The sequence below is a fragment of the Citrobacter amalonaticus genome, assembly GCF_002918555.1.
Taxonomy (GTDB): Bacteria; Pseudomonadota; Gammaproteobacteria; order Enterobacterales; family Enterobacteriaceae; genus Citrobacter_C; species Citrobacter_C amalonaticus_A.
Window position 1 is genome coordinate 95,579 of record NZ_PQMB01000004.1, and the last position, 19,887, is coordinate 115,465.

17 protein-coding genes are annotated in these 19,887 nt (G+C 52.7%); 10 read left to right on the plus strand and 7 right to left on the minus strand.

Translation table 11 applies throughout. From position 1 onward, the window contains the following. Nucleotides 1–8: 8 nt before the first annotated feature. Nucleotides 9–2,672: a pyruvate dehydrogenase (acetyl-transferring), homodimeric type gene (aceE, locus tag C3432_RS18225; RefSeq protein ID WP_103777973.1), complete on the minus strand. Its 2,664-nt coding sequence runs from the start codon at nucleotides 2,670–2,672 to the stop codon at nucleotides 9–11. Nucleotides 2,673–2,834: 162 nt separating this feature from the next. Beyond that, a complete protein-coding gene (gene pdhR / locus C3432_RS18230) occupies nucleotides 2,835–3,599 on the minus strand; it encodes a pyruvate dehydrogenase complex transcriptional repressor PdhR (protein WP_103777974.1) in 765 nt (254 codons plus the stop codon). Nucleotides 3,600–4,156: 557 nt separating this feature from the next. Here pdhR and aroP point away from each other — a divergent pair. The 3 genes from aroP (at nucleotide 4,157) to C3432_RS18245 (ending at nucleotide 8,055) form a co-directional block, all read left to right on the plus strand. Further along, a complete protein-coding gene (gene aroP / locus C3432_RS18235) occupies nucleotides 4,157–5,530 on the plus strand; it encodes an aromatic amino acid transporter AroP (protein ID WP_103777975.1) in 1,374 nt (457 codons plus the stop codon). Between the two features lie 168 nt (nucleotides 5,531–5,698). Further along, on the plus strand, nucleotides 5,699–7,105 hold the full coding sequence (locus tag C3432_RS18240; protein WP_103777976.1) for a glycoside-pentoside-hexuronide (GPH):cation symporter: 1,407 nt from the start codon (nucleotides 5,699–5,701) through the stop codon (nucleotides 7,103–7,105). Further along, nucleotides 7,105–8,055, plus strand: coding sequence for a glycoside hydrolase family 43 protein (locus C3432_RS18245; protein ID WP_103777977.1), 951 nt, complete (start codon nucleotides 7,105–7,107; stop codon nucleotides 8,053–8,055). Before C3432_RS18240 ends, C3432_RS18245 begins: the two co-directional genes overlap by 1 nt. A gap of 88 nt (nucleotides 8,056–8,143) precedes the next feature. Here C3432_RS18245 and ampE read toward each other — a convergent pair whose 3' ends face one another. Both ampE and ampD read right to left on the minus strand, forming a co-directional pair. Further along, nucleotides 8,144–8,998: a beta-lactamase regulator AmpE gene (gene ampE / locus C3432_RS18250; protein WP_103777978.1), complete on the minus strand. Its 855-nt coding sequence runs from the start codon at nucleotides 8,996–8,998 to the stop codon at nucleotides 8,144–8,146. Then, on the minus strand, nucleotides 8,995–9,558 hold the full coding sequence (gene ampD / locus C3432_RS18255; protein WP_103777979.1) for a 1,6-anhydro-N-acetylmuramyl-L-alanine amidase AmpD: 564 nt from the start codon (nucleotides 9,556–9,558) through the stop codon (nucleotides 8,995–8,997). Before ampD ends, ampE begins: the two co-directional genes overlap by 4 nt. An 87-nt stretch (nucleotides 9,559–9,645) precedes the next feature. On the opposite strand from ampD, the gene nadC reads away from it, so the two are divergent. The 4 genes from nadC (at nucleotide 9,646) to hofC (ending at nucleotide 13,745) form a co-directional block, all read left to right on the plus strand. Then, nucleotides 9,646–10,539, plus strand: a complete 894-nt coding sequence (gene nadC / locus C3432_RS18260; RefSeq protein ID WP_103777980.1) for a carboxylating nicotinate-nucleotide diphosphorylase — start codon at nucleotides 9,646–9,648, stop codon at nucleotides 10,537–10,539. Between the two features lie 181 nt (nucleotides 10,540–10,720). After that, nucleotides 10,721–11,158 carry a prepilin peptidase-dependent pilin gene (gene ppdD, locus C3432_RS18265; RefSeq protein ID WP_103777981.1) on the plus strand — a complete coding sequence of 146 codons (438 nt, stop codon included), beginning with the start codon at nucleotides 10,721–10,723 and terminating at the stop codon, nucleotides 11,156–11,158. Nucleotides 11,159–11,167: 9 nt separating this feature from the next. Next, nucleotides 11,168–12,553 (plus strand): type II secretion system protein GspE, encoded by a 1,386-nt coding sequence (gene gspE / locus C3432_RS18270; protein ID WP_103777982.1) that lies wholly within the window; start codon nucleotides 11,168–11,170, stop codon nucleotides 12,551–12,553. Then, nucleotides 12,543–13,745: a protein transport protein HofC gene (hofC, locus tag C3432_RS18275; RefSeq protein WP_103777983.1), complete on the plus strand. Its 1,203-nt coding sequence runs from the start codon at nucleotides 12,543–12,545 to the stop codon at nucleotides 13,743–13,745. The genes gspE and hofC overlap by 11 nt, the downstream gene beginning before the upstream one ends. Before the next feature lie 66 nt (nucleotides 13,746–13,811). Here the strand turns inward: hofC and C3432_RS18280 are convergent, their stop codons facing one another. Next, on the minus strand, nucleotides 13,812–14,855 hold the full coding sequence (locus C3432_RS18280; RefSeq protein WP_103777984.1) for a GMP reductase: 1,044 nt from the start codon (nucleotides 14,853–14,855) through the stop codon (nucleotides 13,812–13,814). 224 nt (nucleotides 14,856–15,079) lie between these two features. Here C3432_RS18280 and coaE point away from each other — a divergent pair, with 224 nt between their 5' ends. From coaE to yacG, 3 genes are read left to right on the plus strand one after another with little or no spacing between them, the layout of a single operon-like run. Continuing rightward, nucleotides 15,080–15,700, plus strand: a complete 621-nt coding sequence (gene coaE, locus C3432_RS18285) for a dephospho-CoA kinase (protein ID WP_103777985.1) — start codon at nucleotides 15,080–15,082, stop codon at nucleotides 15,698–15,700. Next, on the plus strand, nucleotides 15,700–16,443 hold the full coding sequence (gene zapD, locus C3432_RS18290) for a cell division protein ZapD (protein ID WP_103777986.1): 744 nt from the start codon (nucleotides 15,700–15,702) through the stop codon (nucleotides 16,441–16,443). Before coaE ends, zapD begins: the two co-directional genes overlap by 1 nt. Before the next feature lie 9 nt (nucleotides 16,444–16,452). Then, entirely contained in the window at nucleotides 16,453–16,647 is a 195-nt protein-coding gene (gene yacG, locus C3432_RS18295; protein ID WP_103777987.1) for a DNA gyrase inhibitor YacG, read from the plus strand. Nucleotides 16,648–16,705: 58 nt separating this feature from the next. Here the strand turns inward: yacG and mutT are convergent, their stop codons facing one another. Continuing rightward, entirely contained in the window at nucleotides 16,706–17,107 is a 402-nt protein-coding gene (gene mutT / locus C3432_RS18300; protein ID WP_103777988.1) for an 8-oxo-dGTP diphosphatase MutT, read from the minus strand. Nucleotides 17,108–17,165: 58 nt separating this feature from the next. After that, the gene (gene secA, locus C3432_RS18305) at nucleotides 17,166–19,871 is read right to left on the minus strand and encodes a preprotein translocase subunit SecA (protein ID WP_103777989.1); all 2,706 of its coding nucleotides are present in this window, start codon (nucleotides 19,869–19,871) and stop codon (nucleotides 17,166–17,168) included. Nucleotides 19,872–19,887 lie beyond the last annotated feature (16 nt).

Here is a 19,887-nt window from a genome sequence, read left to right on the forward strand (position 1 = left end):
TTTACCTCTTACGCCAGACGCGGGTTAACTTTATCTGCATCGATGTTGAATTTGATGATTGCGTCAGCAACCACTTTCTTATCGATTTCGCCACGTTTAGCCAGTTCGCCCAGGGCCGCTACAACCACATAAGAAGCATCAACTTCGAAGTGGTGACGCAGGTTTTCACGGCTGTCAGAGCGACCGAAGCCGTCAGTACCCAGTACGCGATAATCATCAGCCGGTACATAAGTACGAACCTGTTCGGCAAACAGTTTCATATAGTCAGTAGATGCCACTGCCGGAGCGTCGTTCATCACCTGAGCGATGTACGGAACGCGCGGAGTTTCCATCGGGTGCAGCATGTTCCAGCGTTCACAATCCTGGCCATCACGCGCCAGTTCAGTGAAGGAGGTGACGCTGTACACGTCAGAACCTACACCGTAGTCGTTCGCCAGGATCTGTGCAGCTTCACGCACGTGACGCAGGATAGAACCGGAGCCCAGCAGCTGAACTTTACCTTTCTTACCTTCGAGGGTTTCGAGTTTGTAGATACCTTTACGGATCCCTTCCTCAGCACCTTCCGGCATGGCTGGCATGTGGTAGTTTTCGTTCAGCGTGGTGATGTAGTAGTAAACGTTCTCTTGTTTCTCACCGTACATACGCTCCAGACCATCATGCATGATGACCGCAACTTCGTACGCGTAAGACGGATCGTAAGAGATACAGTTCGGGATAGTCAGAGACTGAATATGGCTGTGACCATCTTCGTGCTGCAGACCTTCACCGTTCAGCGTCGTACGACCAGAAGTTCCCCCTACCAGGAAGCCGCGAGCCTGTTGGTCGCCTGCCTGCCAGCACAGGTCGCCGATACGCTGGAACCCGAACATGGAGTAGTAGATGTAGAACGGGATCATCGGCAGATCGTTGGTGCTGTAAGAGGTCGCAGCAGCCAGCCAGGATGCGCCAGCACCCAGTTCGTTGATGCCTTCCTGCAGGATCTGACCTTTCTCGTCTTCTTTATAGTAAGCAACCTGCTCACGGTCCTGCGGGGTGTACTGCTGACCGTTCGGGCTGTAGATACCGATCTGACGGAACAGACCTTCCATACCGAAAGTACGCGCTTCGTCAGCGATGATCGGCACCAGACGATCTTTGATCGACTTGTTCTTCAGCATCACGTTCAGGGCACGAACGAAAGCGATGGTGGTGGAGATCTCTTTGTTCTGCTCTTCCAGCAGCGCACCGAAGTCTGAAAGTTGAGGCAGTTCCAGCGTCTCGGTGAAGTTCGGCTGACGAGCAGGCAGATAGCCGTGCAGTTTCTGACGCTGAGCGTGCAGATAAGTGTGCTCTTCAGAACCTTCCGGGAAGGTGATGTAAGACAGGTTTTCAACCTGCTCATCGGTCACAGGAACGTTGAAACGGTCGCGGATATAACGCACGCCGTCCATGTTCATTTTCTTAACCTGGTGAGCGATGTTTTTACCTTCGGCGGTGTCACCCATGCCGTAACCTTTGATGGTATGGGCCAGGATTACAGTGGCTTTGCCTTTGGTTTCCTGCGCTTTCTTCAGTGCAGCGTAGACTTTCTTCGGATCGTGACCACCACGGTTCAGCGCCCAAATCTGCTCGTCAGTCCAGTCAGCAACCAGGGCTGCGGTTTCCGGGTATTTACCGAAGAAGTGCTCACGTACGTATGCGCCATCTTTGGATTTAAAGGTCTGGTAGTCGCCGTCAACGGTTTCGTTCATCAGCTGGATCAGTTTACCGCTGGTATCTTTACGCAGCAGCTCATCCCAACGACCGCCCCACATGACTTTGATAACGTTCCAGCCAGCGCCCGCGAAGATGCCTTCCAGTTCGTTAACAATCTTGCCGTTACCGGTGACCGGACCGTCAAGACGCTGCAGGTTACAGTTGATAACAAAGACCAGGTTGTCCAGTTTCTCACGGGTCGCGATGGTGATAGCACCCTTAGATTCTGGCTCATCCATTTCGCCGTCGCCCAGGAAGGCGTAAACGGTTTGTTTAGAGGTATCTTTCAGGCCACGGTGTTCCAGATATTTCAGGAATTTAGCCTGGTAGATTGCACCGATTGGGCCCAGACCCATAGAGACGGTCGGGAACTGCCAGAATTCCGGCATCAGTTTCGGGTGCGGGTAGGAAGACAGGCCTTTGCCATGTACTTCCTGACGGAAGTTGTTCATCTGCTCTTCAGTCAGACGACCTTCCAGGAATGCGCGTGCGTAAATGCCCGGAGAGATGTGGCCCTGGAAGTAAATCAGGTCGCCGCCATCCTGCTCGTTGCGCGCACGGAAGAAGTGGTTGAAGCAAACATCATAAACGGTTGCGGAAGACTGGAAGGATGCCATGTGGCCGCCAAGCTCGAGGTCTTTTTTAGACGCACGCAGCACGGTCATGATGGCGTTCCAGCGGATAGCAGAACGAATACGACGCTCCAGCTCCAGATTGCCCGGGTATTCCGGTTCGTCTTCAACGGCAATAGTGTTGATGTAACTGCTGGCCCCTGCACCTGCCGCTACTTTCACGCCGCCTTTGCGGGCCTCAGAAAGAAGCTGATCAATCAGATACTGAGCACGCTCAACACCTTCTTCACGGATGACCGATTCGATCGCCTGTAGCCAGTCGCGGGTTTCGATCGGATCCACGTCATTTGGGAAACGTTCTGACATGGGGGTATTCCTTATCTATCTAATACGTTGAGTTATCTGGAACCTGTCCCATTAAGCTTTCGCCAGAAAGCTCAATAAGACAGGTTCTGCGTTTAGTTGCCGCGCTTTTAGTTAGCGCTTGATTTACAACATCTTCTGGTTAATGTTCTGCCAGAAAAATCACTAATTCTTGCGTTGCTCCAGACGGCGTAAGGCGCGTTCACGACGGCTCTCTTCACGGCTTCTGTCGAGCAAAATTTCTTCAATAAACGCCAGGTGACGATGGGAGGCTTCACGCGCGTCGTTCGGCTTTCCGGCGATTATCGCTTCAAAAATGCGGGTCCGGTGACTGCTAACCAACGGCAGCATCTCCCGACGCGCATACAGCAATTCAAAGTTTTGTCGGACATTCTGGGCCAGCATCGGCTCCATACACCTTAGCAAATGGAGCAGTACCACATTATGCGCCGCTTCGGTGACGGCGATTTGGTACTGGAGAACCGCGTCGGACTCTGCGTCCAGATCGCCTGACTCTTGTGCCAGCTCAATGGCATGATGAAGTTCACGAATGCGCGTCTTGTCTTCATCGGTGCTGCGCAGCGCCGCGTAATATGCGGCAATGCCTTCAAGCGCATGGCGCGTCTCGAGCAGGTCAAACTGGGATTCAGGATGGTCGGAGAGCAGTTCTACCAGTGGGTCGCTGAAGCTTTGCCACAGGCTGCTCTGAACAAAAGTGCCGCCGCCCTGACGACGAAGCAACAACCCCTTCGCTTCGAGACGTTGGATCGCCTCGCGTAAGGAGGGGCGGGAAACGTCGAACTGTTTTGCCAGTTCACGTTCCGGTGGGAGTTTTTCGCCGGGGCGTAATGTCCCCTCAAGAATTAAAAACTCCAGCTGTTGCTCAATCACATCGGATAGTTTTGGTTGGCGGATTTTGCTGTAGGCCATGATTTCCTGTCTTAAGCCATTTGCCCGGAGTCAATTGGTCTTACCAATTTCATGTCTGTGACGCTAAAGTAACAAAGTATTCACCTTATGTCCATACAGGTTTTGATTGAAATCAGTAAACCACGCACATTTTAACAACATTACAGAAATAACGTTTCAAACATGTAACTATGCACAAATGTTAAATTTACCCGGCAGGGAGTGGTTTTAACTAAATTGAAACGATAAAAAATCCGTTCTGAACCGATTCAACTTAGCAGCATGTGACTATTTACCCAATTTTAATGAATTAAAATTCGAATTATGCCTTCATGAATACGTTCCGTGTTTCATTTACAAATGCTTTCTTTTTACGCACCCCGTCATCTCCCCTTCATAAAGCAGGTGCATTCGCCGCCGCATACCATTATTCTGAGTCGGACAAAAGACTTCAGGTAATAATTTAGTTTCCCTTGCTGTAAACAAATTAATACAACAAACGGAATTGCAAACTTACACACGCATCGCTGCGTAGTTCAAAAATAATTACTCAAAAGAGTAACCACACACGAGGTTTCATGATGGAAGGTCAACAGCACGGCGAGCAGCTAAAGCGCGGCCTTAAAAACCGCCATATCCAGCTTATCGCGCTGGGCGGCGCAATCGGAACCGGTCTGTTCCTGGGGAGCGCCTCCGTTATCCAGTCAGCAGGCCCCGGCATTATTCTGGGTTACGCCATCGCTGGTTTTATCGCTTTTATGATTATGCGCCAGCTAGGCGAGATGGTGGTTGAGGAGCCGGTTGCCGGTTCCTTCAGCCATTTTGCTTATAAATACTGGGGAAGCTTCGCGGGCTTCGCCTCCGGCTGGAACTACTGGGTGCTGTACGTGCTGGTAGCAATGGCGGAGCTGACCGCCGTCGGCAAATATATCCAGTTCTGGTACCCGGAGATCCCCACATGGATTTCTGCGGCGGCCTTCTTTGTCATTATCAACGCCATCAACCTGACTAACGTAAAAGTGTTTGGTGAGATGGAGTTCTGGTTCGCCATTATTAAGGTCATTGCCGTGGTGGCTATGATCCTGTTCGGTGGCTGGCTGCTGTTTAGCGGCAACGGTGGTCCCCAGGCCAGCGTCAGCAACCTGTGGTCCCACGGTGGTTTCTTACCCCATGGCTTCACCGGGCTGGTGATGATGATGGCGATCATCATGTTCTCTTTTGGTGGGCTTGAGCTGGTGGGGATTACCGCCGCTGAAGCGGATAACCCGGAGCAAAGCATCCCGAAAGCGACCAATCAGGTTATCTACCGCATCCTGATCTTCTACGTCGGCTCGCTGGCGGTGCTGCTTTCTCTGCTGCCGTGGACGCGAGTAACCGCAGATACCAGCCCATTTGTCCTTATCTTCCATGAGCTGGGCGATACCTTCGTCGCTAACGCCCTGAACATTGTTGTACTGACCGCGGCCCTCTCTGTTTATAACAGCTGTGTCTACTGCAACAGCCGTATGCTGTTCGGTCTGGCTCAGCAGGGCAACGCGCCGAAAGCCCTGCTTTCTGTCGATAAGCGCGGCGTCCCGGTTAACACCATTATCGTTTCGGCGCTGGTAACGGCGTTGTGCGTATTGATTAACTACCTGGCACCTGAATCCGCATTTGGTCTGCTGATGGCGCTGGTGGTCTCTGCCCTGGTCATTAACTGGGCAATGATTAGCCTCGCACACATTAAGTTCCGCCGCGCTAAACAGCAACAGGGTGTGAGCACGCGTTTCCCGGCGCTGTTCTATCCGCTGGGCAATTGGGTCTGTCTGGCTTTCATGGCGGCAGTATTGGTGATTATGCTGATCACCCCAGGTATGGCGATCTCCGTGTATCTGATCCCGGTCTGGCTGGTTGTGCTGGGCATCGGTTATCTGTTCAAAGAAAAAACCGCCAAAGCGGTTAAAGCACATTAATTGTCCCTCAATTCTCCCTCCCCTCACCCTGTCGGGTGGGGGGTTGTTACCTGGTTCACACTTTTCTCTGTATAGCAATTTCATCCATATCAGCGGCGCTATCCTGCAACGCAATTATTAGGTCTACGGCGAATAATTCTCTACATCACCTGATGGGGAGAGATCTCAATGGAAAAGAGTAAACTGTCGATAAAAGAAAAGATCGGCTATGGCATGGGCGACGCAGGATGCAACATAATATTCGGCGCCATCATGTTGTTTGTTAACTATTTTTATACGGATATTTTTGGTCTGGCGCCTGCTCTTGTGGGCGTATTATTACTGTCGGTACGCGTGATAGATGCCGTGACGGACCCGATAATGGGGGCCATCGCCGATCGTACCCAAAGCAAATATGGTCGCTTTCGTCCCTGGTTATTGTGGATTGCCTTCCCCTATGCGCTATTCAGCATCCTGATGTTCACGACTCCGGAATGGACATACAGTAGCAAGGTTATCTATGCCTTTGTGACCTATTTCCTGTTGTCGATAACCTATACGGCAATCAATATCCCCTACTGCTCCTTAGGCGGCGTCATTACCAACGATCCGAAAGAACGCGTGGCTTGTCAGTCTTACCGTTTTGTTTTAGTTGGGATCGCCACACTCCTGCTTTCACTGACGCTGCTGCCAATGGTGGACTGGTTTGGCGGCGACGACAAAGCCAAAGGTTATCAGATGGCGATGACCGTGCTGGCGATTATCGGCATGTGTATGTTCCTGTTCTGTTTCGCCACCGTTCGCGAGCGTGTACGTCCTGCGGTTCAAACCCATGACGATATGAGAAATGACTTTAAAGACGTGTGGAAAAACGACCAGTGGGTACGCATCCTGCTGCTGACGCTTTGCAATGTCTGTCCTGGCTTTATCCGCATGGCCGCGACCATGTATTACGTCACCTGGGTCATGGGGCAAAGCACTCAGTTCGCCACCCTTTTTATTAGCCTTGGCGTGGCAGGCATGATGCTCGGCAGCGTACTGGCGAAAGTGCTGACCGACCACTGGTGTAAACTGAAGGTGTTCTTCTGGACCAACATTGCGCTGGCAATTTTCTCCTGTACGTTTTACTTCTTCGATCCAAAAGCCACAATGATGATTGTGGTGCTCTACTTCCTGCTCAATATCCTCCATCAGATCCCTTCCCCACTGCACTGGTCGCTGATGGCGGATGTTGACGACTACGGTGAATGGAAAACCGGGAAACGCATTACCGGGATCAGTTTCTCCGGCAACCTTTTCTTTCTGAAACTGGGTCTGGCAATCGCCGGGGCAATGGTTGGCTTTTTGCTCTCCTGGTACGGCTACGATGCGGGAGCAAAAGCGCAAAGCGCCACGGCGATTAACGGAATTGTGCTGCTCTTTACGGTAATCCCTGGCGTTGGCTATCTGATTACCGCAGGCGTGGTTCGCCTGCTGAAAGTGGACCGGGAGTTGATGAAACAGATTCAGGATGACCTGGAGAAACGTCGGACGAATTATCGCGAGCTTAACAACTATCAGGAACTTAAAGCTGCTGAAACCGTAAGGAAAGCCTAATGCAAAGTTGGCCGAATCCGTTTATAGAACAACGCGCCGATCCGTTTATTTTACGCGACGGCGAGGACTATTACTTTATTGCTTCGGTACCGGAGTATGACCGTCTGGAGATCCGCCGGGCCGCCTCGCTGGACGGGCTACGCACGGCCATCCCGGTGGTCGTATGGCGCAAACCAGAAACCGGCCCGATGAGCGAGCTGATCTGGGCGCCGGAAATTCATCATATCAACGGCAAGTGGTACATCTACTTTGCTGCGGCTCACACTCAGGCACTCGACAAACAGGGGATGTTCCAGCACCGCATGTTTGCGCTCGAATGTACCGATCCCAACCCGCTCACCGGTAACTGGACGGTAAAAGGCCAGATTAAGACGCTATTTGATACTTTTGCGCTGGACGCCACCACCTTTCACCATCAGGGAAAGCAGTGGTATCTGTGGGCGCAGAAATCCCCCGACATCGCCGGGAACTCCAACATTTATCTCGCTGAACTGGAAAACCCCTGGACGATTAAGGGCGAGCCGGTGATGCTCAGTAAGCCTGAGTTCGACTGGGAGTGTCGGGGCTTTCTGGTCAACGAAGGCCCGGCCGTCATGGTTCACGGCGACAAGCTGTTTATCAGCTATTCCGCCAGCGCCACCGATGAGAACTACTGTATGGGATTATTGTGGATTGATCTCAATGCCGATCCGCTCAACCCGCAGAACTGGCGCAAATCACCGCAACCGGTCTTTACCACCAGCGATGAAAACCGCCAGTACGGCCCTGGACACAACAGCTTTACGCAAACGCCGGAAGGCGATGACGTCCTGGTGTATCACGCGCGAAACTATACCGAGATTGAGGGCGATCCGCTGTATGACCCGAATCGTCATACCCGGCTGAAGTTAATCCGCTGGGACGAAAACGGTATGCCGGACTTTGGCATCCCGCCTGCGGATACGTTTTGAATGATTGCCCGGTAGCCTCTCGCTTACCGGGCCAATCACGGTCGCTGTCCGAATCAGGCTCTGCCGCCATCCGGCAACCACGCTAAATTTAAATCAGCGTGCCGTAAATCGTCAGCAAGGCAATGACCACCACCACCACAAACGAAGCCTTCTTCGCCATAGATACGGCGGCTTTCGGCGTTTCCACTTTATCCGTATGCGATTCCCGCGCCAGGGAGAACTGCGCCAGACGCGTCAGCACCTGATACTGGGAAGTACGCAGATCCGCCAGCGAGGCAAACCAGGCTGGCAGCGCCTTTTCACCGTGTCCTGACAGAGCGTAAACCACCCCCGCTAAACGCACCGGGATCCAGTCCAGCACATGCAGAATCGCATCAATGCCCGACTGCAGACGCTGGTGAGGCGTCTGATAACGCGCCAGCCAGGACTGCCATGAGCGTAAAAAGGCATAGCCAATCAGCGTCACCGGCCCCCAGGGACCGCCAACGATCAACCAGAACAGCGGCGCAAGGTAAAAGCGGAAGTTTATCCATAACAGCGCATTTTGCAGTTCGCGCAGAAACTCGCGCTCATCGCAATCCGGCGGGACGCCGTGAATCATCGTCAGCTCGCTGGCCATCGCCAACCGGGCATGGGCGTCATTGCGTGAAGCCGCGTTCAGATACGCATGGTAATGCAGACGGACCTTCCCTGCCCCAATACACAGCAATCCGATCAGGATCCACGCCACCAGCGTCGGCACATTAAACAGCAATCCTTCCAGCGCCCGCAGCAGCAGGAACGCCACCAGCATAGCGATAATCGCCATGCCGAGGGTTCGGCCCATTGAGAAATGTTTAATCCGACGGAAAATCGTTTCGAGTCGGTGATCAAACTGCCAGTGCTCACCCAGCTTAAACAGGCGCTCAACGATCAGCACCAGTAATGTCGTAAACAGCGTCATGTCATCTCCTTGTGTGACGAGGCAGTGACCAGGGCACGAAACCTTGCCCAGTCAAACGAGGGGCCAGGATCGGTTTTACGCTCAGGCGCAATATCACAATGTCCGGTCATGTTGTCGGCAATCGCCGGGTAAAGCTTGATCAGCGTGCGCGTAACGGCAGCCAGCTGCTGATACTGTTCATCGGTATAAGCCAGCGTATCCGTTCCTTCCAGCTCAATCCCAATGGAGAAATCGTTGCAGCGCTCACGCCCGTGATAGCGCGATATCCCGGCATGCCAGGCGCGCTTATCGAAAGGAACATACTGGACGATCTCACCATCACGGCGAATCAAGCAATGCGCCGAAACACGAAGACGGGCAATGTCGGCAAAAAAAGGATGGGCTTCGGGATCGATTGTTCCGGTGAATAGCGCATCTATCCACGGACCGCCAAACTCACCGGGCGGCAGGCTAATATTGTGCACCACCAACAAAGAAGGGGTTTCGTCATCCGGGCGGCAGTCGTAATGAGGAGAGGGAACGCGTCGCGCCTCTGCCAGCCAGCCCTTGTCTAACAACATGCAGGATCTCCTTTTGAGTGGTGCTTATAGCTGCTTCAGAGTAGCATGTTTCTACCTTATGATTCGTTAGCAATTTGGAGTTTTATCATGCCGCCTCGCCGCTATAACCCCGACTACCGACGTGACGCGCTGTTGGAACGCATTAATCTGGATATCCCTGCCGCTGTCGCCCAGGCGCTGCGCGAAGATTTAGGCGGAGAAGTGGATGCCAGTAACGACATTACAGCGCAGCTGCTGCCAGAAAATACGCGCTCTCATGCCACGGTCATTACCCGTGAAGACGGGGTATTTTGCGGCAAGCGCTGGGTGGAAGAGGTCTTTATTCAGCTGTCTGGTGACGATGTCAGCATAACCTGGCATGTCGAAGATGGCGACAGCATCAACGCTAATCAGCCGCTGTTTGAGCTGGATGGCCCTTCCCGCATCCTGTTAACCGGCGAGCGTACCGCGTTAAACTTTGTCCAGACGCTCTCTGGCGTTGCCAGCGAAGTCCGCAAATATGTCGACCTGCTGGCCGGTACAAACACGCAGCTACTGGATACACGTAAAACATTGCCGGGTCTGCGTACCGCATTGAAATATGCCGTACTCTGCGGCGGCGGCGCAAACCACCGTCTGGGGCTTTCTGACGCCTTCCTTATCAAAGAAAACCATATCATTGCCTCAGGCTCAGTGCGCCAGGCTGTTGAGAAAGCCTTCTGGCTGCATCCGGATGTGCCGGTAGAAGTTGAAGTTGAAAACCTGGATGAACTGGATGATGCGCTTAAAGCAGGTGCGGATATCATCATGCTGGATAACTTTGAGACGGACCAGATGCGCGAGGCCGTCAAACGCACCAACGGTCAGGCCCGACTGGAAGTCTCCGGCAACGTGACGTATGCAACCCTGCGTGAATTCGCAGAAACGGGTGTGGACTTCATCTCCGTTGGCGCCTTAACCAAGCACATACGCGCACTCGATCTCTCAATGCGTTTTCGTTAATCCCCCGCTGCCGGATGGTATGCATCCGGCACATTTTCCCATAACGCCTCGCAATTTCATTGTTTGCTCCTGCAAGTCTTTAAAAATCCTCTGAACACGCATTCCTGTTTCATTTTTTGCCGCTCGCCCGCTTCTCACCTGTTTGCCAAAGTAGCGCCTGCGATAACTCAAGGAGCGAAAAATGGACAAGCAACGAGGCTTCACCCTGATCGAATTGATGGTAGTCATCGGCATTATTGCCATTCTGAGCGCTATCGGTATTCCGGCCTATCAGAACTACCTGCGCAAAGCGGCGCTGACGGACATGCTACAGACCTTTGTTCCCTACCGTACCGCCGTTGAGCTGTGCGCACTGGAACATGGCGGTACCGACACCTGCGCTGCGGGCGCAAACGGCATTCCATCCCCCACGACCACGCGTTATGTCTCTGGTATGAGCATTGAGAAAGGCGTGGTTTCTCTCACAGGGCAAGAGAGCCTGAACGGTCTCAGTATCACAATGACCCCGATATGGGACAACGCTAACGGTATTACCGGCTGGAAACGCGTTTGCGCCATTCAGAATGGCAGCGCGCTACAGCAGGCCTGCGAAGACGTTTTCCGCTTTGACGCAAACTAAGGAGCCGGGATGAACACCACGCAACTTACCGCACTGTGCCAACGCCATCAGGGAATACTGCTTGATGCGAACCATAATGTAGTCCACGTCGCCGTGGTGGATTCCCCGTCGCATGAACTGCTGGACGCTCTGCATTTTGCCACCACTAAACGCATTGAAATAGTCTGCTGGACCCGCCAACAAATGGAGGGCCATATGCATAAGCCGCAGCAAACGCTTCCGGCAGTGATACCTGACAGCAGCCGCACAGCGGCGGAAATGCTGCAACATATATTACAATCGGCGCGGGCTTTGCGCGCCTCAGATATTCATATCGAACCGGCTGAAAACCACTATCGAATCAGACTACGCGTGGATGGGGTGCTCCATACCTTACCGGACATTTCAACGGAAACGGGCACCGCATTAACAGCAAGATTGAAAGTACTGGGAAATCTGGATATCGCTGAGCGTCGTCTCCCACAGGACGGGCAATTTGCTATGGAGTTATCCGGTAGCCCAATCTCGCTGCGTATCGCGACGCTTCCCTGCAAAGCCGGAGAAAAAGTTGTGCTACGCCTGTTGCATCAGGTTGATCAAGCCCTGGACATTAAAACACTTGGTATGCAGGAGACACAGTTAAGCGAGTTTATCCAGGCTTTACAGCAGCCGCAGGGGTTAGTACTGGTTACCGGCCCAACGGGGAGCGGAAAAACGGTCACGCTCTATAGCGCGCTGCAAACGCGCAATGCGCCAGATATCAATCTTTGCAGTGTCGAAGACCCCGTTGAAATCCCGATTGCAGGACTCAATCAGACGCAGATTCACCCTCGCGCTGGACTGACTTTTCAAGGCGTACTCCGGGCATTGCTGCGCCAGGATCCCGACGTGATCATGGTGGGAGAAATTCGCGATGGCGAAACGGCAGAAATCGCCATTAAGGCAGCCCAGACCGGTCATCTGGTGCTCTCCACATTACATACTAACTCTACCTGCGAGACGCTGATCCGTTTGCAGCAAATGGGGGTTGCCCGCTGGATGATTTCATCCGCGCTGATACTGGTCGTCGCACAACGCCTGGTTCGCAAACTGTGCCCGCACTGTCGGCAGGCCACCAGTGACGCCATTGCGCTACCTACAGCAATCTGGCCCGCGCCGCTTCCACGCTGGCAGGCACCGGGCTGTGAGCATTGCCATCAGGGCTTTTATGGTCGTACAGCGCTGTTTGAAGTACTGCCAATTACACCAGCACTGAGGCAACGCATTGCTAACGACACCGACATCGAAACGCTCGAGACCTACGCACAGCAGGCCGGAATGCGCACGCTTTTTGACAACGGCTGTCTGGCGGTCGAAAAAGGATTAACGACGTTTGAGGAATTGATCCGCATATTGGGTATGCCGCATGAACGCTAAACAACTCTGGCGCTGGCAGGGTATCAATGGTGAAGGGGAGCCTGTAGAGGGAGCGCTGTGGGCTGAGAATCGGGCTCTTCTGCTTCTGACGCTGGCTCAGCAAAGCACAACGCCACTGTCTGTCAGGCGTTTGAGCGTTAAAGCCTCCCAATGGCGAGCGGAAAAAAGCGCGGAATTCATCTATCAGCTCGCCACGCTCCTTAAGTCTGGCCTGACGCTTTCAGAAGGGCTGACATTGCTTGCCGAACAGCATCCTTCCGGACAGTGGCAAGCTCTGCTGCAAACGCTGGCGCACGATCTTGAGCAGGGTGTGGCGCTCTCCACCGCGCTGGCACAATGGCCAAACGTCTTTCCTCCGCTTTATCAGGCGATGATCCGTACCGGAGAACTGACAGGTAAGCTCGATGAGTGTTGCTTTGAGCTTGCCCGCCAGCAGAAGGCCCAGTTACAGCTGGCGGCAAAAGTGAAAAAAGCGCTTCGCTATCCCATCATTATTTTAACTATGGCAATGTTGGTGGTTCTGGCAATGCTGCACTTTGTTCTGCCTGAATTTGCCGCTATTTATAAGACTTTCAACACCCCACTTCCCGCTCTGACGCAGGGGGTTATGAGGCTTGCCAGCGTCACCGCCACCTGGGGATGGCTGCTAATGCTGCTCTGTATCGTGCTGGCGATGACCAACCGTCTGCTGCGTCGAAGAACCTCATGGCAAATTCTGCGCCACCACCTCTTACTTCGCTGTCCGGTAATGGGACACCTGGCGCGTGGACAAAAGCTCACCCAAATATTTACCGTTCTGGCCTTAACGCAGAGTGCGGGGATCGCTTTCCTGCAAGGGCTGGAAAGCGTAAGAGAGACGATTGTTAGCCCCTGGTGGTCACAACGACTGGCGAAAATGGAGCAGGAAATCAGCGCGGGAAACCCCGTCTGGCTGGCACTCAAAAATGCGGACGTATTCAGTCCATTGTGTCTGCAACTGGTAAAAACCGGTGAGACATCAGGTTCTCTGGATACGATGCTGCAAAATCTTGCCCGACATCACAGTGAAAACACGCAGGCTCTGGCTGATAACCTGACGGCACTACTGGAACCGGCCCTGCTGGTGATTACCGGGTTAATCATAGGTACGCTGGTGGTGGCAATGTATTTGCCGGTTTTTCATCTGGGCGATGCGATGAGCGGGGTGGGATAAAGTCTCGCAGGCCGGATGGCGACGTTGACGTCACCATCCGGCATTTTACCGTTTACAATCTGTGCGTTACAGGCTATTGAAAACGCGGTTTTCCTGTTCCTGAACGCGGATAAAGGTCGTGCGCTTGGTCAACTCTTTCAGACGCGATGCCCCGACATAGGTACAGGCTGAACGCAGGCCGCCAAGGATATCACGCGCGGTATAATCAACCGGACCGCGCAGCGGCAGTTTAACGGTTTTACCTTCCGCAGCACGATACTGTGCAACACCGCCCACGTGACGAGTCATGGCTGATTCAGAGCTCATGCCGTAGAACAGCATGAATTTCTCTCCGTTTTCTTCAACCACTTTACCGCCACTTTCTTCATGACCAGCCAGCATACCGCCAAGCATCACGAAGTCTGCGCCGCCGCCGAAAGCTTTCGCCACATCGCCAGGCATGGTGCAACCGCCATCACTGACAATCATACCGCCCAGACCGTGCGCCGCATCTGCACACTCAATAACGGCAGAAAGCTGCGGATAACCCACGCCGGTTTTTACGCGCGTGGTGCATACGGAGCCTGGACCGATACCCACTTTCACAATATCTGCGCCGGAAAGAACCAGTTCTTCACACATTTCACCGGTAACGACATTACCAGCACAAATAGTTTTCGTCGGCCACGCCTCGCGCGCTTTCGACACAAACTGGACGAAGTGTTCAGAGTAGCCATTCGCCACATCGATGCACACGAAGTTCAGCCCCGGATTCAGCGCCAGAATCTGTTTGGTTTTTTCGAAATCCGCGTCAGATGTGCCGGTAGAAACCATCACGTGTTTCAGAACATCGGCTGATGACTTACTGATAAACGCCGCCCATTCTTCCACCGAATAGTGTTTATGTATTGCGGTCAGAATATCGAAAGAGGCCAGTGCGGTAGCCATTTCAAAGGTGCCGACTGTGTCCATATTGGCCGCAATAATCGGCACGCCGGACCACGTCTGACCTGAATGTTTAAAGGTAAACTGGCGTTCCAGTTCAACATCGGAACGACTTTTGAGGGTAGAGCGCTTAGGGCGGATAAGAACGTCTTTGAAACCTAACTTCAGATCTTCTTCGATACGCATGTGCGGATTCCTGGGGTTAATGGCGAAAATTCGAAACTCACAACTCCAGTGACGCTATCATACGCACTAATGAATCCCGCGCAAGACTGCGAAATTCTCTTTTTTTACGCTACAATCCCATAAATTTACCTGTGAATAGTGGATCACACCCGCGACAGGTTTGCCTTTATGTGCATAAATTTTAACCTTTTGATTATCATGCTTAATTCCTGGAATCAAAATAGATGAGGTATACAGTAGCCTTAACCGGCGGTATTGGCAGCGGTAAAAGCACCGTTGCAAACGCATTCGCTGACCTCGGAATTGATGTAATCGACGCAGATATTATTGCGCGCCAGGTCGTTGCGCCCGGTATGCCTGCATTGAATATCATTGCGGAGCATTTTGGTTCTGAACTCATCGCTGCTGACGGTTCACTGCAAAGACGAATTTTGCGTGAACGGATTTTTTCTCATCCTGATGAGAAAGCCTGGCTGAATGCACTACTGCATCCGCTCATTCAGCAAGAGACTCACCACCAGTTTCAACAAGCGACCTCTCCTTATGTCCTGTGGGTTGTACCGCTGTTGGTTGAAAACTCACTGTATAAAAAAGCGAATCGCATTCTTGTGGTTGATGTCTCGCCCGAAACACAACGCCTTCGGACAATGCAGCGTGATAATGTCTCACGCGAGCATGTCGAACAAATTCTCGCTGCACAGGCAACGCGTGAAGCGCGCCTTGCCGTTGCAGACGATGTTATTAATAATAACGGCGCACCAGATGCCATTGCATCGGATGTTGCCCGACTGCACGCACATTATTTGCAGCTTGCGTCGCAGTTTGTCTCACAGGAAAAATCGTAATGCACACCCAGGTCCTTTTTGAACACCCTCTCAATGAGAAGATGCGCACGTGGTTGCGCATTGAGTTTCTGATTCAACAACTCACCGTCAGTTTACCTGTTGCGGACCACGCCAGCGCCCTGCATTTCTTCCGTAATATCGGCGATCTTCTGGACGTGTTTGAACGTGGTGAAGTGCGTACAGAATTACTTAAGGAGCTTGAGCGTCAACAGCGTAAACTTCAGACCTGGGTCGAAGTACCGGGTGTCGATCAAAGCCGTATTGAAGATCTGCTTCAGCAGCTGAAAAATGCGGGCAGCATTTTGATTTCCGCGCCGCGCATAGGGCAACACCTGCGTGAGGACCGCCTGATTGGCCTGGTTCGTCAGCGTCTGAGTATCCCCGGCGGCTGCTGCAGTTTTGATTTGCCAACGCTGCATATCTGGCTACACATGCCGCAGGCACACCGGGATGCGCAGGTCGATGCCTGGCTTGCCAGCCTGAATCCACTCAACCAGGCGCTGACGTTAATCCTTGATCTCATTCGTCACTCAGCGCCGTTTCGTAAACAAACCAGTATCAACGGTTTTTATCAGGATAACGGAGAAGATGCCGACTTACTGCGCCTGCAGCTGGAGTTGGGTTTACAGCTTTATCCACAGATTTCCGGACACAAGAGCCGTTTTGCGATCCGCTTTATGCCGCTGGACAGTGAAAATGGGCTGGTGCCTGAACGCCTCGATTTTGAACTGGCGTGCTGCTAAGGAGTAAAGATGTCAGAAACTATCACCGTTAACTGCCCAACCTGCGGGAAAACCGTGGTCTGGGGAGAAGTGAGTCCGTTCCGTCCGTTCTGTTCCAAACGTTGTCAACTGATCGATCTTGGCGAGTGGGCCGCTGAAGAAAAGCGTATTCCAAGCAGCGGCGATCTCTCCGACAGCGACGGCTGGAGCGAAGAAAAAGAGTAGAGGTTATAGCAAGCGCAACGCCATCAGATACAATGTGTTGCCGGATGGCGGCGTTGCCTTATCCGGCCTGTAAGGTTTGAACCAGTTTTGCGATCACAGGCTCATTCGCGGGTGGGAAATCGTTCACGTTCAGCGCGCTTTGCGCGATCCACTGCCCTGACTGTCCCTCTTTGCCCCACGGTTCTCCTTCCCAGCGCTCAACCATCCAGAACCACAGTGTGATATGCCTGTCCGGGAACTGATATTCTAACTTATCAAAAAGTGTGGCATTAACGGGCGTAATTCCCACCTCTTCCTGCAACTCACGAATCAACGCCTTTTCAGCGGTTTCACCCGCTTCAATTTTCCCACCGGGAAACTCCAGCTTATTGCCCATATGCGCATCTGCGGCACGGCGGGTAATAAAGATTTCGTTATTCGGGTTACGAATAATACCAACGGCAATTTGCAGTGTTTTCATATTGTCTTACCCATAAAAAAGGCGCAGTCATCTGCGCCTTTTTGCTCGTATTCAGACCTTAGCTCAGACGGCCATGGCACTGTTTGTATTTTTTACCGGAACCGCATGGGCAGGGATCGTTACGTCCTACCTTACGTTCACCGGTCTGCGCGGCCAGGTTGGCTGCCGCTGCGCTGTCGTCATCCTGATGGCTCAGTTGTTGCATCTGTGCTAAACGTTCAGCTTCTTCACGACGCTGCTGCTCCATCGCTTCCACTTCCTCAGGCATACGTACCTGAACTTTGCACAACGTACTGATCACTTCATACTTCAGTGACTCCAGCATGGCGGCAAACATGGAGAAGGATTCACGCTTGTATTCCTGCTTCGGATCTTTTTGCGCATAACCTCTCAGGTGGATCCCCTGACGCAGGTAATCCATCGCCGCCAGGTGTTCTTTCCACAGAGAGTCGAGCGTTTGCAGCATTACACCTTTCTCGAAGTGACGCATCATCTCAGCGCCCACGATCTCTTCTTTACGCTGATACACCTCAATGGCCTGCGCCAGAATACGTTCACGCAACGTCTCTTCATGCAGCTCCGGCTCTTTATCCAGCCACTCGGCGATTGGCATATCCAGATCGAAATCGTTTTTCAGACGCTCCTGCAGACCCGGAATATCCCACATCTCTTCCAGTGACTGCGGCGGAATGTAGGCGTCAATGGTCGCTTTGAACACATCTTCACGAATGCTGTTGATGGTTTCGCTCACATCCGTCACATCCAGCAGTTCATTACGCTGGGTGTAGATTGCACGACGCTGATCGTTAGCAACATCATCATATTCCAGCAGTTGCTTACGAATATCGAAGTTACGGCTTTCAACTTTACGCTGCGCATTGGCAATCGCTTTAGTTACCCACGGGTGTTCAATCGCTTCGCCAGGCTTCATACCCAGTTTACGCATCATGCCGGAAACACGGTCAGAGGCGAAAATACGCATCAGCGCGTCTTCCATCGACAGATAGAAACGGGAAGAACCCGCATCACCCTGTCGACCAGAACGGCCACGCAGCTGATTATCGATACGACGAGATTCGTGGCGCTCGGTACCAATGATGTGCAGGCCACCAGATGCCAGCACCGCTTCATGGCGAACCTGCCAGTCCGCTTTAATCTGAGCAATTTGCTCTGGTGTCGGATCTTCCAGCGCGGCGATTTCTGCCTGCCAGCTACCGCCCAGTACGATATCCGTACCACGACCCGCCATGTTGGTTGCGATGGTCACCGCAGCCGGGTAACCCGCCTGTGCAACAATCGCCGCTTCGTTGGCGTGGAATTTGGCGTTCAGAACGTTATGTTTGATACCCGCTTTGTTCAGCTCATTAGAGACAACTTCAGACTTCTCGATAGAGATCGTACCCACCAGCACAGGCTGGCCTTTCTCGGTACGTTCTTTGATATCTTCGATAATAGCCTGAATTTTTTCCGCTTCCGTCATATAGACCAGATCCGGCATGTCCTTACGGATCATTGGGCGGTTAGTGGGAACCACAACGGTATCAAGCTTATAGATAGAGCTGAATTCAAACGCCTCAGTGTCTGCTGTACCGGTCATACCGGCCAGTTTCTCGTACAGACGGAAATAGTTCTGGAAGGTGATGGATGCCAGCGTCTGGTTTTCGTTCTGGATCTCCACGCCTTCTTTCGCTTCAACAGCCTGATGCAGGCCGTCAGACCAGCGACGTCCCTGCATGGTACGACCGGTATGTTCGTCAACGATGATAACCTCACCGTCTTTAACAATGTAATCCACATCGCGGGTAAACAGGACGTGAGCACGCAGCGCGGCAGTCACGTGGTGCATCAGCATGATKTTACCCGGAGAGTACAGAGACTCGCCTTCATCCATAATGCCTTCTCTTACCAGCAATTCTTCAATCAGCACCAGGCCGCGTTCTGTCAGGTTGACCTGACGAGCTTTCTCATCAACGGAGAAGTGCCCTTCCCCCTGGAAAGTATCCGAATCATCCTTCTCCTGACGAATCAGGTAAGGGATGATTTTGTTCACTTTTTTGTACATTTCCGAGCTGTCTTCAGCCGGGCCGGAAATAATCAGCGGGGTACGTGCTTCATCGATCAGGATGGAGTCGACCTCATCCACCAGCGCGTAATGCAGTTTACGCTGAACGCGCTCTTCCGGACTGAACGCCATGTTGTCGCGCAGATAGTCGAAGCCGTATTCGTTGTTGGTACCGTATGTGATGTCGGCCGCGTAAGCTTCTCGCTTGGCTGGCGCAGGCATACCCGGCAGGTTGATACCTACGGTCATGCCGAGGAATTCGAACAGCGGACGGTTGTTTTCGGCGTCACGCTGCGCCAGATAGTCGTTCACGGTGACCACGTGCACGCCTTTTCCGCTTAAAGCATTCAGGTATGCAGGCAGCGTTGCGGTCAGGGTTTTACCTTCACCGGTGCGCATTTCCGCAATGCAACGATCGTTAAGCACCATACCGCCCAGCAACTGGACGTCAAAGTGACGCATACCGAATACGCGCTTACTCGCTTCACGGACAACGGCGAACGCTTCCGGGATCAGGCTTTCCACGCTTTCACCTTTTTCAATGCGCGCGCGGAATTCGTTAGTTTTGGCTTTAAGTTCGTCATCGGAGAGTTTTTCCATCTCCGGTTCCATGGCATTGATAACACCGACCGCTTTACGCATACGACGCAACGTACGATCGTTACGGCTACCGAATACTTTGGTTAATAATTTGATTAACATATTAAAATCTCAAACG

Excerpts from the sequence above, each read along its gene's own strand:
- C3432_RS18245 (WP_103777977.1), top strand. The coding sequence starts at position 7,105 with ATGCAAAGTTGGCCGAATCCGTTTATAGAACAACGCGCCGATCCGTTT.
- C3432_RS18240 (WP_103777976.1), top strand. The coding sequence starts at position 5,699 with ATGGAAAAGAGTAAACTGTCGATAAAAGAAAAGATCGGCTATGGCATG.
- C3432_RS18280 (WP_103777984.1), bottom strand. The coding sequence starts at position 14,855 with ATGCGTATCGAAGAAGATCTGAAGTTAGGTTTCAAAGACGTTCTTATC.
- pdhR (WP_103777974.1), bottom strand. The coding sequence starts at position 3,599 with ATGGCCTACAGCAAAATCCGCCAACCAAAACTATCCGATGTGATTGAG.
- ampE (WP_103777978.1), bottom strand. The coding sequence starts at position 8,998 with ATGACGCTGTTTACGACATTACTGGTGCTGATCGTTGAGCGCCTGTTT.
- gspE (WP_103777982.1), top strand. The coding sequence starts at position 11,168 with ATGAACACCACGCAACTTACCGCACTGTGCCAACGCCATCAGGGAATA.
- aceE (WP_103777973.1), bottom strand. The coding sequence starts at position 2,672 with ATGTCAGAACGTTTCCCAAATGACGTGGATCCGATCGAAACCCGCGAC.
- coaE (WP_103777985.1), top strand. The coding sequence starts at position 15,080 with ATGAGGTATACAGTAGCCTTAACCGGCGGTATTGGCAGCGGTAAAAGC.
- ampD (WP_103777979.1), bottom strand. The coding sequence starts at position 9,558 with ATGTTGTTAGACAAGGGCTGGCTGGCAGAGGCGCGACGCGTTCCCTCT.
- ppdD (WP_103777981.1), top strand. The coding sequence starts at position 10,721 with ATGGACAAGCAACGAGGCTTCACCCTGATCGAATTGATGGTAGTCATC.
- hofC (WP_103777983.1), top strand. The coding sequence starts at position 12,543 with ATGAACGCTAAACAACTCTGGCGCTGGCAGGGTATCAATGGTGAAGGG.
- nadC (WP_103777980.1), top strand. The coding sequence starts at position 9,646 with ATGCCGCCTCGCCGCTATAACCCCGACTACCGACGTGACGCGCTGTTG.
- yacG (WP_103777987.1), top strand. The coding sequence starts at position 16,453 with ATGTCAGAAACTATCACCGTTAACTGCCCAACCTGCGGGAAAACCGTG.
- aroP (WP_103777975.1), top strand. The coding sequence starts at position 4,157 with ATGATGGAAGGTCAACAGCACGGCGAGCAGCTAAAGCGCGGCCTTAAA.
- zapD (WP_103777986.1), top strand. The coding sequence starts at position 15,700 with ATGCACACCCAGGTCCTTTTTGAACACCCTCTCAATGAGAAGATGCGC.
- mutT (WP_103777988.1), bottom strand. The coding sequence starts at position 17,107 with ATGAAAACACTGCAAATTGCCGTTGGTATTATTCGTAACCCGAATAAC.